This window comes from Streptomyces longisporoflavus, from assembly GCF_014649775.1.
GTDB classification, from domain to species: domain Bacteria; phylum Actinomycetota; class Actinomycetes; order Streptomycetales; family Streptomycetaceae; genus Streptomyces; species Streptomyces longisporoflavus.
This window is the reverse complement of sequence record NZ_BMTR01000033.1, coordinates 1-16,185: the sequence shown is the minus strand read 5'-3', so window position 1 is coordinate 16,185 and position 16,185 is coordinate 1. Positions and strand designations below refer to the sequence as shown.

Sequence of the window (16,185 nt, the reverse complement as noted above, 5' to 3'; positions counted from 1 at the left end):
TTACTGGCCGGCGACCTGACAGCTGCTGACCGGCGGCCTGACGACACCCGGGCCCGGCCCCCGGAGTTTTCGCGTCTCCCCACATCCCCCCGCATCTCCTCCCTCTGCCCCCTCTCCCCCCTCTCCCCGGAAGGAGCACCTCCCCCGCATGCCCTCGTACCGCACACTCCTCCCCCACCCCCGCGCCGCCCTGACGGGTGTCGCCGCCCTCGGTCTGCTGGCCCTGACCGGCTGCGGCACCCAGACCACCGCCTCCCCGGCCGCGCACCCCGAGTCGTCCGGCGAGGGCCGGACCATCCGGGCCAGCCGGGTCGCGCACGTGACCGACCCGCACGAGGCCACCGACAGGACCCTGCTGGAGGGTCCGGTCCTCGACGAGAACGGCGACCTGTACGTCGTGGACGTCACCGCGCCCGCGGGCGCGCCCAAGGTCCTTTCCGTCGACCCGGCCACCGGCAAACACAAGGGCATCTACACCGACAAGACCGGCGCCTACACCTCCGCGCAGCTCAGTCCGTACGACGGCCGCCTCTACCTGACCGACTACACGGGCCCGGTCGTCAGCATCGAGCCGGACGGGTCGGACCCGCGCACGTTCTTCTCCGGCGAGGTGGACGGCTCCGCCATGAATCCCGACGACATCGCCTTCGACGACGAGGGCAACCTCTACGTGAGCGATCTGCACGGCATGAAGCCGGGCGAGGCCGAGGGACGCATCGTGCGCATCGACCGCGACGGCGAGAAGACGACCGTCCTCGCGGACGAACTCGCCCACCCCAACGGAGTGATGTTCGACCCCGCGACGCGAGGCCTGTGGATCAGCGAGCTCGCCGAGAACACCGTCTCCTACCTGCTGCTCGACGCCGACAAGACCGCCGTGGCCTCCCAGCACGAGGCCATACATGTCAACGCCGGCGTGGCCCAGACCGACTCCATCGCCGTGGACGCCGACGGCAACCTCTACCAGGCCCTGCACGGCCGGCCGGCCATGGCCGTCTACAGCCCGGACGGAGAACGCCTGGCCACCGTCGAGATTCCGGCCAAGGCCGCCAAGGGCCTGGAGTCGGCGACCAACGTCGCGATCTCGCCGGGCGGCAGGAAGGCGTACATGACCGTCAGCGGCCCCGACGGCGGCTACATCTACGGCTTCACCGCGCTCGCCGACGGCATACGACAGTCCAACGGCGGCTGACGGCAGCGGACCGCTGCGGCCCGGCGGCCCGCGGCGGCCCGCCGCCGGGGATCACGCGTCCTCGGCGGCCGTCCCGACGGGCCGCAGCGGCCCCACCTCGACGCCGAGCAGGCTCCAGGCGGCCAGGGCGCGGCGTTCGCGCTCCTGCGGGGTGGGGCCTGCGACGGCGCCGGAGACCATCGCGACGGCGAGCATGACGTCGTCGGCGGACAGGCGGTGCTCTGCGGGCAGGCACCGGGACAGGACGGTGTGGACACGCCCGGCCAGCGCCCGGGCGTGCTCGTCGTCACCCCGTATGCGCAGCAGGTCGACGAACGCCGTCGACCGGGTGATCTGCCAGGTGATCACGCCCAGGACGCTCGCGAGGTCGGCGCCGGGCTCGGCGGCGGCCTGTTCGACGTGCTGGACGTTCTCGTCGAGGACGGCGGTGGCCAGCGCGACGCGGTCGGCGAAGTGCCGGTAGAGGCTGCCCTGTCCCACCCCCGCGCGGCGGGCGACGGCCGACAGCGGGGCGTCGAGGCCCTGTTCGGCGAAGACCTCGCGGGCGGCGGCGATGAGGGCGGCTCGGTTACGGGCCGCGACCCGCCGCCCCTGGTTGGCCGGCCGGCCCGCGTCCTGCGGCCCCTCGGGCTCGGTGGGGTTGATCACGCCCAAAGGGTAGTACGACCACGAAACGCCCACGCATCCTCCTCATCCGCCCCGCCTGAACAACCTGGACGCAACAGCCACGCATCGAGCAAGCTCGTCACGAAGGGCAGGCCGTCAGAAGAACAGGAACGGGGTGGGGGCTGTGGCGACGCGTCGGACAGTGATCAAGGCGGTGGGGGCCGGGACATTGGCGACCGGGTTAGCCACACCGGCCGTCGGTGCCGCCGGTGCCGCCGGTGCTTCGCGGGCGGCGCAGGGCGACGTCCTGGTGGTGGTGGAGAAGAGCAGCCACTCGCTGGGCTTCTTCGACGCGGCGACGGGCCGGCGCCTGAAGACGGTCAGCCTGCCCGACTACCCGCATGAGATGGTCGTCGACTCGCGCGGACGGTTCGCTTACGTCGGGCACTACGGAGTGCGCATGGCCTCCACCGTCGGCGAGGGCGGCTCCGCCGTCTTCGTCGTCGACCTGGCCGAACGGTCCCTGGCCCGGACCATCGACACCCGGCCCTTCAACCGCATCCACGGCATGGGCATCGACCGCCACGACCGGCTGTACGCCTTGAGCGAGGAGAAGGCCGTACTGCTCGGCTTCGACGATCCCTCCACCGACCAGGCACCCACCAGGGCGGTGCCCACCCACGGGGTGAAGACTCATCTGTTCACGCTCAGCCGCGACGGCGAACGTGCGTATGTCACCGGCCTGTTGTCCCACACGGTGAGTCTCGTACGCCCCCACGACGCCTCCGTGGCACCCGTCCTGGTCACGCCCGGCCAACTGCCCGAGAGCAGTTGCCTGAGCCGGGACGAGAAGACACTGTTCGTCGGCGCCCGCAAGAGCTCCTCACTGGTCGCCGTCGACGCCCGCACCATGAAGGTGCGCCGGACCGCGAAGACGGGCGGAGACCCGCTGCGGGTCTACACGCTCGACGACGAACGGCTGCTGGTGACGGACATCGTCGCCAACACCCTCACCACATGGAGCACCGATCTACGGCGGCTCCGCACCCTTCACCTGCCCGGCACCCCGTCCGCGGTGACGCTGCACCCCGCCAAACCCCTGGCGTACGTGTCCCTGCTGAGCACCGACCAGATCGCCGTCGTCGACCTGAACCGCTTCGACGTCATCGACGGCTTCGGCACCCGGCGGGAGCCGGACTCCGCCGTGTTGTTGGCGCGGCAGTAGCTCGCTCAGTGGCCGCGGAACGCCTCCTCAAGCCACCACGATCCCCGCTCCCGCACGACCTTGGCGTCGACGAGCAGCGGTGCCGTCCGCGGCCCCGCCACCCAGTCCCGTACGGGCTTCAGGTCGGCCCGGGTGCGTACGGTCACCGCCTCGAAGCCGTAACCGCGGGCCACGGCCGCAATGTCGGTGGGCGGGAACTCGACCGTGCCGAGCGGGAAGCCGTCCGGGCCGAAGTGATGGACCTCCGCTCCGTAGGCGTCGTCGTTGTACACGACGATCACCATGGGCAGTCCGAGACGGCGCACCGTGTCGAGTTCGACGGCGCTCATCAGCGCTCCGCCGTCGCCGAGCGCGGCCACCGCGAGCCGGTCCGGGCGCGCCAGGGCCGCGCCGATCGTGGTGGCGAGGCCGAGACCGATGGACTGGAACGCCTGTGTGAAGCACAGGCCCTGTTCGTCGGGCACGGACAGGTACATCGTCGGATAGCCCATGAAGTTGCCCGAGTCGACGCCGATGACGCGTTGGGCGGGCAGGATGTCGTCGAGGGCGATGCTGAGCGTGCGCGGGTCGATGCGGTCCCGGGTGCCGGTGTCCTCGTACGGGATGTCGCGCCAGCTCAGTCGTGCGGCGAGGGCGTCGGCGGTCTCCGGGGTGCGGTAGCCGAGGGGCCGGTGGTCGAAGGGCCGGTGAACGGGAGCGCCGTCGTCGCGCAGTGCGATGTGTGTCTTCTCCGCCGTCAGGCGCACGTCGCCGGTGATGCCGAGGTGGACGGGGCGGTGCGCGCCGATCGCCGCGGGGTCGTCGTCCACCTGGACCAGGGTCGTTTCCGGACCGATGAGCGCTCCGTGCCGCGTCGTCCACATGGTCAGCGAACAGCCCTGGGCCACGATCACGTCGGCGCCCCGGATCAGCTCGGCGGCGAGCGGCGAGGAGAACCCGCCCGCCACGTCGAGCGACCAAAGGTTGCCCCTGAAGAGGCCGCGGGCCACCGCCGACGTCGCCAGCAGCGCACCGCAACGCTCGGCGAGCGCCTCCAGGGCCTGGCGGCAGCCGGGGCCGCGCGCGCCGCGTCCGGCGACGAACACCGGGCGCTCGGCGTGCGCGAGGATCTCGACGAGGGCCGCGATGTCCTCGTCGGCGGGTTCGGCGGCGGAGCGCGGGGTCGGCGGTACGACGGCGGCCAGGGCTCGTTCCGCGTCGGGAACGTCCAGCGCCTGTATGTCGAGCGGCAGATTGAGCACCACCGTGCGGCGCTCGCGGGCGGCACGGTGCACGGCGGCCGAGGCCTCGGCGACGGCCTCGGCCGCCGACGTCACGCGATGGCTCCGGGCACCGACCGCCTCCGCCAACGCCCTTTGATCCACATGGAAGTTGGAGCGGTGTTCGGTCGCCTCCGCCGCGAGCACGACGAGCGGCGTACGGCTCTTGGCCGCCTCGCCGATACCGGTGAGGGCATTGGTGAGCCCGCACCCCTGATGCACGCTGACCACCGTCACGGCCCCGCTGATCCGGGCGTACGCGTCGGCCATGGTGGCGGCACCGCCCTCGTGGCGGGCCGCGACGAACCGCGCGCCCGCATCGACCATCGCGTTGGTGGCGTGGAAGTTCCCCGAGCCCACCACGCCGAAGACCTGGCCGGCCCCGGCCGCGACCAGGGCCCGCCCGACCGCTTCGGCGACCTGCACGGCTACCGCCCCGCCCGCTCGACGAGCGCGAGGACCCGCGCCGGCGCCCCGGAGCCGGTGACGATGGGCAGCGGCCCCGCGATCACGACGGCTCCGGTCGGCGGGAGTTCCGCCAGGTTCTGCAGCTGCGTCAGTCCGTACTTCCCGCTGCCCATGAGGTACGAGTGGCAGGGGAACACGGGGTCGAAGGTGTGCGCCCGGCCCGCGTCGGTGCCCACCGTCTCCACGCCGAGCCCGATGACGGGCGTCTCCTCGGCCACCCAGCGGGCGCAGGCGGCGGACAGGCCGGGCGTGTGCGGGCCGTTCTCGTCGGCGTTGAGGAACGGCTCCTGCGCGTACGACCTGCTGTCCCATCCGGTCCGCACCAGGAGCCAGCCACCGTCGGGCAGCACCCCGTACCGGTTCTGCCAGGCCTGTACGTGCTCGACCTCGATCAGGAAGTCGGGGTCCTTGGCGGCCTCGTCGGTGACGTCCAACACCGCTGCGGGCGCCACCAGTTGACCGGCGGGCACCGAGGCGACGTCGGCGAGGTCCTTGCCGGTGATCCAGTGATTGGGGGCGTCGAAGTGGGTGCCGGTGTGTTCGCCGGTACGGATGTTGTTCCAGTACCAGGCGGGCCCCCGGTCGTCGTACCGGCTGATCTCCTCCAGCTCGAACACCTTGGTCTGCCCGAACTCCGGCGGCAGTTCGAGCACCGGCGTGGCGGCCGACAACGGCGCGGTGAGGTCGACGACTTCGATCCCGCCACCACGCAACCCCGCCACCAGGGCGGCGAGAACGGAGGGTGACGAAGGCCCGGACGCTGCTGCGGATGCTGACGTTGACTCAGGCATGCCTGCATCCTGAAGGCGCGGGCAACCCCGCACAAGCGCCCCGGCGGCCTCACCCGGCGGGGCCGTCACCCGGCGCATATCGCCGGTGTAGCAAAAACCGCATACGTACCGACAACACCGTGCTGCCTTGACTGGCGGCATGACTCGAATACTGCAAGCAGCACCCACAACTTCCCGCCGGACGCGCCGACTTCTGGCTGCCTTCGGCCTGATCGTCGTCTTCGCCACGATCTCTCGGTCCTCGGCTATCTGGCGGTGAAATCCTCGTCCTCCTCCGCGTCTTCCTCGGCCGCCTCGGCCTCCAGCGCTTTCCGACGTGATCACCGTGGCGCACTGGGCGAGGCCGACGGCATCGTCCCCGACGGCGTGACGGTCTTCGACGACGCGAAGCCCGCCGTCACCAAGCTCGATCCGGATTTACGCAAGGCCCTGCGCAAGGCCGCGACGGCTGCCGCGGACGACGGAGTCGAGTTCCACGTCAACAGCGGCTGGCGTTCCCCGGCGTACCAGAATCAGCTTCTTCGCGAGGCGGTCTCCGAGTACGGATCCGAGGAGGAGGCCGCCCGGTGGGTGGCCACCGCGGCGACTTCACCGCACGTGTCGGGGGACGCGGTCGACGCCGGGCCGTCCGACGCGACGGAGTGGCTGTCCGAGCACGGCTCCGCGTACGGGCTGTGCCAGATCTACGAGAACGAGCCCTGGCACTACGAACTGCGCACCACCGCGATCGGCCACCACTGCCCGCGCATGTACGCCGACGCCACCGAGGACCCGAGGATGCGGCATTGAGGCATCACGCGGGACCTGGCCGCACCGTGCGGGACCCGACCGCACCGTGCGGCGGCCGCTCGGCTCACACCGACTCACACCGGCTCACACCCGGCGACTGAACGTCCTCGGCCGGGTCACGGCCCCGTACAGCACGCGCCGCATCCGCCTGATGGTCCGCATGATGTGGTTTCCCCTCTTCCGATCCGTGACATCGTTGCGCCTGCCTCGCCGGGCAACCCTCCTTCAGTGCCCCGCTTCGGGGTTCTCTAACAGGCCGAAGGGGCCGAATGTTCACCGCTCGGCGCTGCCACCGTCGCCGTTGGCCGGGTGCGCGCGACGTCTGCCCCTGCGTACGGACAGCAGGATCATCAGCGGCGTGACGACGGAGCCGATGGCCAGCTGGGACGGCACCGCGTCCGGCACCTGGAGGACCGTGAAGAGCGCGGCGAGGGCAAGACCCAGGACCGCGAGTACCAGCGCCTGCCGGGCCGGTTCGCGCACCGCGACCGCCACGGTCACCGACGCGGCGAACAGCACCAGGCACAGCGAGATGATCGGATCACTGCCCAAGACGCTTCACCTCTGACTCTGCTGTATGTCCGCGCCGCTCATCGCGCCGCGTCCGCTTCATCCACCACGCCTGCCCGACCCGACTTCGCAGGACTGGCTGCCCGTCAGGCGCGGCACAGACAGAACGGATGGCCCGCCGGGTCGGCGTAGACCCGGAACCCGCGCTGTCCGTCCTGGTCGTCGAGGTCGAGCGGCACGGCACCGAGCGAGAGCGCCAGCGACTCGGCCGCCGCCATGTCCGTGACTTCGAAGTCGAGGTGCAGCTGCTGGGAGTTGTCCCCGCGCGGCCACTGGGGCGGCTGCTGGTCCTCCGCCCGCTGGAAGGCGATGCGGTGACCGCCCGGCGCGTACAGGTCGTACCAGTCGTCGCTGTCCTGCTTGAGGTCGCCCCCGAGGAGCGCGGCGTAGAAACCCGCCAGGGCAGCGGGGTCAGGGCAGTCCACGGCGACGAGACAGTAGGTGGCTACGGGCATGGTGTTCTCCTAGGGCACGGCACGTCTGCGACACGTTCTCTCGCGGCTCCGGAGTACCCCGGCGCCGGGCTCGCACACGGAGGCGCCGCCACAGATTCCGCGGCCACGCGACAAAGCCGCTTCGCCGCCCTCCGGCGTTACGGGAACGACGCGTCGGCCCGCGGGCCCCTACGCGGTCCGGTACGCGCGGAGGAAGGTCCGCACTCCCTCGACGACGAGCGGCCGGACGCGGCTGTCCTCCGCGGCATTCGCCGAACCGAGCCTGTCCAGCGCGACGCCGAAGGTCAGCGCGATGAACTGGTCGGCCGCGAGGCGGGGGTCGGGGGCGTGCAGCAGACCGGCGTCGGCGAAGGCGGCGAAGCGCTCGGCGATGGCCTCGTCGGGCGTATCGGCCATGGAGTTGTAGCCCCGGTGCGGCAGGTTGCCGGATTCCGCCCGGACCAGTCGTTGCAGCGTCGCGTACTCCGCCGAGCCGAGCATGTCGGTGGCGATGCGCATCGAGAACGTGACCAGAGCATCCTCCAGGTCGGCGTCATCGGCGAGGCCGGTCAGGGTGTCGTCGAGGGTGCGCCGGATCGTCGTGATCATCGATTCGCCGACGGCGTCGACGACCGCTTGCAGCAGCGTCTGCTTGTCGCCGAAGTAGTCGTAGACCGTCCGCTTGGACACCTCGGCGCGGGCGGCGACCGCGTCGACGCTGGTCCGGTCGAAGCCGTCGGCGAGGAACAGTTCACGGGCCGCCGCGAGGATCGCGGCCCGCTTCTGTGCGGATCCCGCGCGCAGTGTCTTCGTGGTCGGCGTCTTCGTCGTCGGCATGGGCTCATCTTAGCCACGCATCGACCTACACTGCACGGTGTAGTGTAATACTGGCCCGGCGGACGACGCGGCGCTCGTGCACCTGCTCCGCGCCGAATCCGGACCTGCACGGCACCTGCACGGCACCTGCTCCGCCCCTGCTCCACCCCGCGCCGACCGCGGACTGACGGGCCCCTATGCCTACGACCGACCGACCCCGGCCCACTCGCCACGCCCACTCGCCCGGCCCACTCGCCGGGGCACGACGGAAGGACGTCCATGACCGCAACTCTGGCTCCACCGGTCCGCATCGGAAGGGGCGCCGTCTGGGCCCTCGGCTTGCTGGCACTGGCCACCGGCGCCCTGGAGTCGGTGGTGACGCCGACGCTCCCGCTCCTGCAACGCGAGTTGGACATGAGCCCGTCCGAAGGGGCGTTACTGAGCATCGTGCTCCTCATCACCGGCGCGCTCATCACCCCGGTCGCCGGCAAGTTCGGCGACCGCTACGGCGGAAAACGGGTCCTGATCCGGCTGATGGCGGTGGTCGCGACCGGCGGTCTGGTGTCCGCCCTGGCCCCGAGCCTGCCGGTGCTGCTACTCGGTCAAGTACTGCAGGGGGCGATGGTCGGCGCGCTGCCCCTGTCGTTCATCCTGGTGCGCAAACACCTCCCCGCGGGCGATTCGAAGGTGGCCATCGGGGCGGTCAGCGGGCTGTTCGTCGGGGGCGGGATGGCGGGAACGCTGTCGGCCGGCCCCGTGGCCGAGGGTCTGTCCCGGCACTGGATGTTCGCGCTGCCGACGATCGCGGTCATCGGGGCGACCATCCTGGTGAACAGGCTGATGCCGCACGATCCGCCGGGCCGGTCGGACGACGCCGGAATCGACTGGGCCGGCCTTGTCCTCCTGAGCGGGACGCTGGTCACGCTCATGCTCGTCCTCGCCCTCGCGCCCGACCTCGCCCCGCGGCAACCCCTCGTGCTCGGCGCCCTCGTCGTGGTCCTCGCCGCCTTCGTGACCGGGTGGACCGCCGTCGAGCGTCGGGCGGCCTCACCCATGGTCGATCTGCGCATGCTGGCGCGGCCCGCGGTGTGGAAGTCGTGTGTGCTGACGTTCGTGATCTGCGTCGGCACCTCGGTGCCGGTCTATCTCGTTCCGCAGCTGTTCGCGGTGCCCGCCGACGCGTACGGATTCGGGGCCGGCGCCACCGAGATCGGCTTCTTCCTGCTGCCGGGCGCCGTCGCCGCGTCGCTGGCCGGCCCCATCGGCGGGATCGGGGCGCGGCGTTTCGGCTCGCGTGCCGTGGTCACCGCCGGGATCGTCATCATGGTCACCGGCCTGACCTCCCTGGCAACCGTGCACACCGAGGTCTGGCACCTCGTCGTCGGCAAGATGCTGATAGCCCTCGCCAACGGCCTGTGCGTCACCGCGATGGTCACAAGGACCGCCACATCCGTCGAAGAGAGCGACACCGGCATCGCCACCAGCCTGGTCCTGGTGACGCGCGTGCTCGGCTTCGCCGTGGGTTCCCAGGCCAGTGGCGCGATCCTCACCGCCGCGACCCCCGCCGGGTCGGATGTCCCGGCCGAATCGGCCTTTGTCACCGGCTTCGTCATGGCCAGCGTCGTCACGGCACTGGCCCTGCTTGTCGTCCGCACCATGAGCAAAGGAGTCAAAGAATGACCCGCACCGTTCTGCCGAGGGACGTCACTGCGACGCCGACGGATGTCACTACGACGCCGAGGGACGTCACTACGACGCCGAGACGCAAGGTCCTGATATCCGGGGCAAGCATCGCGGGGCCCGCCCTCGCATACTGGCTCGCCCGGCACGGATTCGCGGTCACGGTGGTCGAGAAGGCGAGCGCACTTCGCGGCGGCGGCTACCCCATCGACGTACGCGGCACCGCGCTTGAGGTCGTCCGGCGGATGGGCATCCTGCCTCAACTACGGGAAGCGCACATCGATTTGCGCCGGCTGACCTTCCTCGGAGCGGACGGCGACGAGATCGCCTCGATCGATCCGCACACCGTCACCGGCGGAGTCGCGGGGCACGACATCGAGGTACGGCGCGGGGACCTGACCGACGCCCTTTACGCGGCGGTCCGCGACGACGTGGAGTTCATGTTCGACGACTCCATCGACACCCTCGACCAGTCGTCCGGCCACGGCGTCGACGTCACCTTCCGCGGGGGCGGCAGCCGTACGTTCGACATGGTCATCGGCGCGGACGGCGTGCACTCCCGCACCCGCGAGTTCCTGTTCGGCCCCGAAGAGCAGTTCCACCGCTACCTCGGCTACTGCTTCGCCGGATTCACCATGCGCAACACCTTCGGGCTCTTTGACGAGCTCATGATGTGGAACACCCCGGGCAGGGCCGCGGCCCTCTACGCCGTGGGGGGCGACGACGTGCACGCCTTCCTCAACTTCGCCCAGCCCGGGCCGCCCTACGAAGCGTTCCGTGATCCGCAGGCTCAACGGGACCTTGTCACCGATGCCTTCGCCGACGCGGGCTGGGAGGTCCCCGGCATGCTTGCCGCCCTGCACGACGCGGACGACCTGTTCTTCGACGCGGTCAGCCAGATCCGTATGCCCCGCTGGTCGAGCGGCAGGGTCGCGCTGGTGGGCGACGCGGCGTACGCGCCCTCGTTCCTCACCGGGCAGGGCTCCAGCCTCGCGCTCGTCGGCGCGTACATGCTCGCCGGTTCGCTGGCCGGCCGGGATCACGGAGCGGGTTTCGCCGCGTACGAACACAGCACGCGTGGCTTCGTGACCGCGAACCAGGATCTGGTCGGCAAGGGTGATGCCGCGCTCTTCCCGACCACCGCGCGGGCCCTGGAGCAGCGCAATGCCATGCTGCGAAGGCTCAGCGCCGAGTCCGCCCCCTCCCCCGCGACCGCCGCATCTTCCGCGTCGGGACGACCCGCACATTCCGCCCTCACGCTGCCCGAGTTCCCTGGCTCTTAAGAACTTCTTACGCCCGGCCCCGATGCTCTCCCCCGTGAAGCATGTGGAGAGCAAGAGGACTCAGACCTACGAGGCACGGCACAGTGACGTCGCGGGCGCGACCCGCCGGCGCCGCGTCCGTACGTACGGCATCGCCGCGGCTGTCGTGCTGACCGTCACCACGGCCTCGGCCGGGTACCTGGCCATGGCCGAGCCGTCGGCCGACGGCGGCACGCGGACCGGGCCACCCCAAGTGCACGGCAGCACGGTCGACTTCACCGTGCACGGCGGCGTCGCGCGCGTGGACACCGGGTCGCTGGGCGTCACGGCGCGCACCGACGACGGGGCCTCGCTCCCGGTGTCAGGGGCGGCGGCCGGGCAGCAGCTCGGCAAGCCGGGCAAGGTGACCGTGGACGGCCGCACGGCCCGCTGGTCGTACCCGGCCAGGAAGCTCACCGTCACGGCGGTCAGTGATCGCGGGCGGCTGCGCATGACGGTGCACTCGGATGCCGACCAGAAGCTGTCCTGGCCCAGTACCGCGCCCGACGCCGGCGGAGCGTTGCAGATACCGCGCGGCGAGGGACTGCGCGTCCCGGTCAGTGACACCTTCTGGAACTCCGCCGCGGCCGGGCTGAAGGACTCCGAGGCCGAGCTGTCGGGCGGCCTCACCCTGCCCGCCTGGGGGTACACGCGGGGCAAGCACGGCGTCAGCTACATCGTGCCGGAGGAAGTCGGTACGTCACTGGGTTTCGCCTCCAAGGGCGGCCGGATCAGCTCCACGGCGCGGCATGAGTTCTCGCGGCGGGAACAGACCCGCGACTACACGGTGCACTTCTCCCTCACGGGCCCCTCCCCGGTCTCCTCCGCGACCGACTACCGCGCCTACCTCGATGAACACGGCATGCTGAGCTCCTTGAAGCAGAAGATCAAGGAGAACCCCGAGATCACACGAATGCTCGGGGCCATGCACGCCTACGCGTGGGGCGACGCCCGTACGGCGAAGGGCGTGAACGAGTTGCGCAAGCTCGGCGTCTCCAGGCTCTGGCTCGGCTACGACGCCGACGACCAGCCGATGGACAAGCAGGCCGTACAGGCCGCGAAACGACACGGCTACCTGGTCGGCCCGTACGACTCCTACGCCAACGGCCAGCCCGCCGAGAGCGCCGACAACCCCTCCTCGAAATGGCCCGGCTCGGTCTACCCCGACTTCTGCATACGGAACTGGAAGGGTGAGATCAAGGAAGGCTTCGGCGGCCGGGGCTGCTATGTCAGCTCCCAGGCGTTCAAGCAGGCCGAGCGCGGCAAGCACTACCTGGCCGACCGGGCCGGGAAAATGACGGCCAACGGCGCCGACAGCTACTTCCTGGATGTCGACGCGGCGGGTGAGCTGTTCTCCGACAGCGGCAAGGGCCACCGCATGAACAAGAAGCAGGACCGCGCCAATCGTCTGGAGCGCATGCGGAAGCTCGCGTCCGAGGACAAATTCGTCCTCGGCTCCGAGTCCGCCGGCGCCTGGGCCGCCCCCGTGCTCACCTTCAACCACGGCGGACAGACACCGGTCGCGGACGGTCTGTGGAAGCTGGAGAACGACAAGGAGAAGTGGGGCGGCTACGCACCGCAGGGCGAGCCGGCGTTCTTCTTCAAGCAGGTCAAGCTGCCGCCCGCACTCGCGAAGGCCATGTACGACCCGCGCTGCCGCCTCCCCTTGTACGAAACCGCCCTGCACGGCTCCGTCATCAACACCGACCGCTGGGAGATGCCGTACAACAAACTCCCGGACCAGAAGACCGACCGGGCGTTGATGTCCGCCCTCTACAACACCCCGCTCAACTTCACGCTCGGGGACGAAAACCTGACGTCCACGGGCAAGGAGATGGCGGCGCTCCAGCGCTACTTCGCCCCGCTGCACAAGGCCGTCGGCACTGAGCGGATGACGGGTTACCAGCGGCTCACCGGTGACGGGACGGTACAGCGCTCGGAATTCGGCGACGGCAAACTGACCGTGACGGCCAACTTCGGTGCGAAGCGATACGGTTCACTGCCGGGCGGCTGCGTGACCGCCAAGCTCAAAACCGAGGCGAAGCCCCAGCGCCTCTGCCCAGCGAAACTGCTGTCCTGACGGTCCTATGCGCCCGGCTCACCCCGTGCCGGCGACGTCCTGCCGGATGCTGTCGCCGCGGTTGTTGGTTCCGACGCTGGTGGCCAGGCCGGTGAAGTTACGCAGGACGCCGCCCGCCCCCTTGTCGGCGGGCAGCAGGGCGTGGAGAGGGCTGTCCGGGGCGAGGTACTCGGCGAGTTGGGCCTTGTAGGCGTTGTAGGACCTGGCCGTGTAGCTGGGGTCGGTGACGGCCCGCGCCCGGTGGTCATTGGTGACCGCGATGGTGGCGAGGTCCATCAGGTAGGTGTCGATGAGGTCGGTGACGTCCTTGGGCTTGGCACCGGCCACGCCCACCCGCGCGTGTTGCGCCAGTACTTGGGCCATCTCCACCACGATGTCGCGATAGATGCCATGCCGGATGGTGGCCGGGAAGGCAGCCATGACATGGTCCGCCTGTCCCGCGCCCACGGTGTTCATGAAGCGGGGCGTCTTCAGCGTCTCCAGGCCCGGGACTCGCAACGGCATCCCCGCATACAGGTCTTCCTCCTCGGGAATCTTGGTGTTCGCGGAGGCCAGCGGGTGCAGGCCGATCTCATGGGCCAGCATGCCCATCACGTAACCGATGTCGTACTTCTCGAAGTAATAGCTGGCGAGATTGATCTCGACACCCGCGTCACCCCGGTCATGCACATCGGCGGGGGCCTCCGTCGTGCGCAGGCGCAGCGTGATCCGCACCGGACGGCCGCCGACAAAGTCCTTGATGGTGCCGTGCTCGTCCAACAGCTCGACGATCCGCATCGCCTTCTCGACGTACCTGTCCGTCTGATTCAAGTTGGTGAACTCATAATTCCCCATCCTGAAGGCACGAAGGACCGGTTCCTCCGGTGAGGCGGGTGCCGCGTCCGCGTCCTGGGGAGCCAGGGCCGGGACCTCGGTGTCTGCCGTGCCGTCGGCGGTCCGGGGCAAAGAGACCGGGTCGACCCAGATGGACTCACGGGGTTCCCCGGCGGCGCCCTTCCGGGCTGCGGCCCAGCTCTGGTCGAGCTGGTCGTGGTTCTGCTGGGGCGCCGGGGTTACGTCGCCGATGAGCGCTCCGAGGAGGGCCAGGTGCCGGTCGCGCAGGCCGGAAGGGGCGAGGGACGGGGCCTCGGGAGCCTCGTTGAGGTCGCCGAGGAGGCTGCCGAGGATGTGGGGGCGCTGCGGGGAGTCGGTGTCCCGGTACTCGTCCCGCAGGCCCAGCTGGTGGGTGAGCTCATGCACCAACTGCACCGGGGCGGCATCGGCCCACCAGGTGATCTGATCCATCGCCTCGTCGCGGTCCACCAGGTTCACGGTCAGGTGCGGGGCATCGGCGGTGTCGACGTACTCGACGGTCACGTGCAGCCGGTCGCCGTTGAACAGGCGGTACTCCGGGTCGTTCAGGAACTCCTCGACCCCTGAGCGGAGTTGATCGAAGACATGGGTGACCTGGTCGTTCGTGCCGCGCAGCGCGACACGAACGGTGAGGTCGGTGACCGGCTCGCCCCGGTACGAGAACCGTCGGACGTCGAAGCCCGAACGCAGCACGAATCGGGGGCGGCTGTCACGCGGCCCGCTGGTCGGCGGGGTAGCGGACGGCGCGGTCCACGGGAGCCGGGGGCGTGCCTCGCCGGTGTCGGCCACTGATTCCGGGGCGGCGGGTGGCTGGATGCTGTCGCCGCGGTTGTTGGTCGCGATGCTGGTGGCGAGTTGGGTGAAGGACCGTGCGACGCCGAACAGGCTCTTGTTCGACGGCAGAAGGTCCCGAAGCGCAGGGCTTTCCGCCAACTGGTCGTGGAGCATCTCCTTGTAGGCGTTGTAGACCCGCGCCGTGTAATTGGGCTCCTTGACGGCATTCACCCGGTAGTCGCTGGTGACGGCGATGGAGGCGAGATCCATCAGATAGGTGTCGAAGAGGTCGGTGACGTCCTGGGACTTGGCTCCCGCCACGCCGACGCGAGCGCGCCGCGCGAGCACCGTGGCCATCTCTATGACGATGTCGCGGTAGATGCCGTACCGGATGGTGCGGGGGTAGGCGGCCATGATGTGGTCGGCCTGACCCGCTTCCTCGGTGTTCATGGTGCGCGGGGTCGCCAGGTCAGTCAGTCCCGGCACGGGCAGCGGCATGCCTTGGTAAGCCTGCTCCTGCTCGGCGATGTCCGTGTTGCGGGACGCCAGAGGGTGCAGGCCGATCTCGTGGGCCAGCATTCCCATCACGTAACCGGTGTCGTACTTCTCGAAGTAGTAGCTGGCCAGATTGATCTGCACACCGTCGTCACCCAGGTCGCGCACGTCGGCCGGGGTCTCGGTCGTGCGCAGGTGCAGGGTGATCCGGACAGGGCGGCCGCCGACGTAGCTGTTGATGGTGCTGTGCTCGTCGAGCAGCTCGATGATGCGGACCGCCTTGTCGATGTACCGGTCCGTCTGATTCAGGTTGGTGAACTCGAAGTTCCCCAGCTTGAAGAGGGCCGGGGTGTCGGCTCTCGCCGTGCTGTCGGTGTTGGTCTGAGGCAGCCTGGGGCGTGCCTCGCCCGGGTTGCCTCCGGTGTTGGTGCCGGCGTTGCCTCCGGTGTTGGTGCCGGGGTCGGTGCCGGTCTGGCCGAGGGCCGCCGGTTGTCGGATGCTGTCGCCGCGGTTGTTGGTTCCGACGCTGGTGGCCAGGGTGGCGAAGTCGCCAAGGACACCGAATCTGCCCTTGTCGGCGGGCAGCAGGGCGTGCAGAGGACTGTCCGGAGCGAGCTGCTGTGCCAGTTGCGCCTTGTAGGCGTTGTAGGACCTGGCCGTGTAGCTGGGATCCGTGATCGCCCTCGCCCGGTGGTCATTGGTCACCGCGATCGACGCCAGGTCCATCAGATAGGTGTCGATCAGATCGGTGACGTCCTTGGGCTTGGCGCCCGCCACCCCCACCCGCGCATGCTGGGCAAGCACCCGGGCCATCTCCAGGACGATGTCACGGTAGATGCCGTGCCGGATGGTG

The 16,185-nt window shown here is 70.0% G+C and carries 13 protein-coding genes; 6 read left to right on the top strand and 7 right to left on the bottom strand.

What is annotated here, in order from left to right:
- The first annotated feature begins 148 nt into the window (after positions 1-148).
- On the top strand, positions 149-1,192 hold the full coding sequence (locus IE226_RS37890) for an SMP-30/gluconolactonase/LRE family protein (RefSeq protein WP_190086059.1): 1,044 nt from the start codon (positions 149-151) through the stop codon (positions 1,190-1,192).
- A 51-nt stretch (positions 1,193-1,243) separates the two neighbouring features.
- Here the strand turns inward: IE226_RS37890 and IE226_RS37885 are convergent, their stop codons facing one another.
- Complete coding sequence (locus IE226_RS37885; protein ID WP_373307101.1) at positions 1,244-1,840, bottom strand: TetR/AcrR family transcriptional regulator; 597 nt, start codon at positions 1,838-1,840, stop codon at positions 1,244-1,246.
- 142 nt (positions 1,841-1,982) lie between these two features.
- Between IE226_RS37885 and IE226_RS37880 the strand changes: the two genes are divergently transcribed.
- Positions 1,983-3,023: a YncE family protein gene (locus IE226_RS37880; RefSeq protein WP_190086058.1), complete on the top strand. Its 1,041-nt coding sequence runs from the start codon at positions 1,983-1,985 to the stop codon at positions 3,021-3,023.
- Between the two features lie 5 nt (positions 3,024-3,028).
- On the opposite strand, the gene IE226_RS37875 is transcribed toward IE226_RS37880, so the two are convergent.
- Positions 3,029-4,708: a thiamine pyrophosphate-binding protein gene (locus IE226_RS37875; RefSeq protein ID WP_190086057.1), complete on the bottom strand. Its 1,680-nt coding sequence runs from the start codon at positions 4,706-4,708 to the stop codon at positions 3,029-3,031.
- Positions 4,709-4,710: 2 nt separating this feature from the next.
- Entirely contained in the window at positions 4,711-5,541 is an 831-nt protein-coding gene (locus IE226_RS37870) for a cyclase family protein (protein WP_190086056.1), read from the bottom strand.
- A 255-nt stretch (positions 5,542-5,796) separates the two neighbouring features.
- Here IE226_RS37870 and IE226_RS37865 point away from each other — a divergent pair, with 255 nt between their 5' ends.
- Positions 5,797-6,330, top strand: a complete 534-nt coding sequence (locus tag IE226_RS37865) for a M15 family metallopeptidase (protein ID WP_308429586.1) — start codon at positions 5,797-5,799, stop codon at positions 6,328-6,330.
- Positions 6,331-6,603: 273 nt separating this feature from the next.
- Here IE226_RS37865 and IE226_RS37860 read toward each other — a convergent pair whose 3' ends face one another.
- The 3 genes from IE226_RS37860 to IE226_RS37850 all read right to left on the bottom strand — a co-directional run bounded on the left by IE226_RS37860 (position 6,604) and on the right by IE226_RS37850 (position 8,171).
- Positions 6,604-6,882 carry a hydrogenase subunit MbhD domain-containing protein gene (locus IE226_RS37860; RefSeq protein WP_190086055.1) on the bottom strand — a complete coding sequence of 93 codons (279 nt, stop codon included), beginning with the start codon at positions 6,880-6,882 and terminating at the stop codon, positions 6,604-6,606.
- A 104-nt stretch (positions 6,883-6,986) separates the two neighbouring features.
- On the bottom strand, positions 6,987-7,355 hold the full coding sequence (locus IE226_RS37855; RefSeq protein WP_190086054.1) for a VOC family protein: 369 nt from the start codon (positions 7,353-7,355) through the stop codon (positions 6,987-6,989).
- Between the two features lie 168 nt (positions 7,356-7,523).
- The gene (locus IE226_RS37850; RefSeq protein WP_190086053.1) at positions 7,524-8,171 is read right to left on the bottom strand and encodes a TetR/AcrR family transcriptional regulator; all 648 of its coding nucleotides are present in this window, start codon (positions 8,169-8,171) and stop codon (positions 7,524-7,526) included.
- A gap of 258 nt (positions 8,172-8,429) precedes the next feature.
- Here IE226_RS37850 and IE226_RS37845 point away from each other — a divergent pair, with 258 nt between their 5' ends.
- From IE226_RS37845 to IE226_RS37835, 3 genes are read left to right on the top strand one after another with little or no spacing between them, the layout of a single operon-like run.
- Positions 8,430-9,830, top strand: a complete 1,401-nt coding sequence (locus tag IE226_RS37845; RefSeq protein ID WP_190086052.1) for an MFS transporter — start codon at positions 8,430-8,432, stop codon at positions 9,828-9,830.
- Positions 9,827-11,113: an FAD-dependent monooxygenase gene (locus tag IE226_RS37840; protein WP_190086051.1), complete on the top strand. Its 1,287-nt coding sequence runs from the start codon at positions 9,827-9,829 to the stop codon at positions 11,111-11,113. Before IE226_RS37845 ends, IE226_RS37840 begins: the two co-directional genes overlap by 4 nt.
- Before the next feature lie 34 nt (positions 11,114-11,147).
- Positions 11,148-13,211: a glycoside hydrolase gene (locus tag IE226_RS37835; protein ID WP_229871799.1), complete on the top strand. Its 2,064-nt coding sequence runs from the start codon at positions 11,148-11,150 to the stop codon at positions 13,209-13,211.
- Between the two features lie 18 nt (positions 13,212-13,229).
- On the opposite strand, the gene IE226_RS37830 is transcribed toward IE226_RS37835, so the two are convergent.
- Positions 13,230-16,185 (bottom strand): hypothetical protein (locus tag IE226_RS37830; protein WP_190086050.1); only part of this gene is annotated, 2,956 nt, incomplete at its 5' end.

Excerpts from the sequence above, each read along its gene's own strand:
- IE226_RS37840 (WP_190086051.1), top strand. The coding sequence starts at position 9,827 with ATGACCCGCACCGTTCTGCCGAGGGACGTCACTGCGACGCCGACGGAT.
- IE226_RS37850 (WP_190086053.1), bottom strand. The coding sequence starts at position 8,171 with ATGCCGACGACGAAGACGCCGACCACGAAGACACTGCGCGCGGGATCC.
- IE226_RS37845 (WP_190086052.1), top strand. The coding sequence starts at position 8,430 with ATGACCGCAACTCTGGCTCCACCGGTCCGCATCGGAAGGGGCGCCGTC.
- IE226_RS37890 (WP_190086059.1), top strand. The coding sequence starts at position 149 with ATGCCCTCGTACCGCACACTCCTCCCCCACCCCCGCGCCGCCCTGACG.
- IE226_RS37855 (WP_190086054.1), bottom strand. The coding sequence starts at position 7,355 with ATGCCCGTAGCCACCTACTGTCTCGTCGCCGTGGACTGCCCTGACCCC.
- IE226_RS37870 (WP_190086056.1), bottom strand. The coding sequence starts at position 5,541 with ATGCCTGAGTCAACGTCAGCATCCGCAGCAGCGTCCGGGCCTTCGTCA.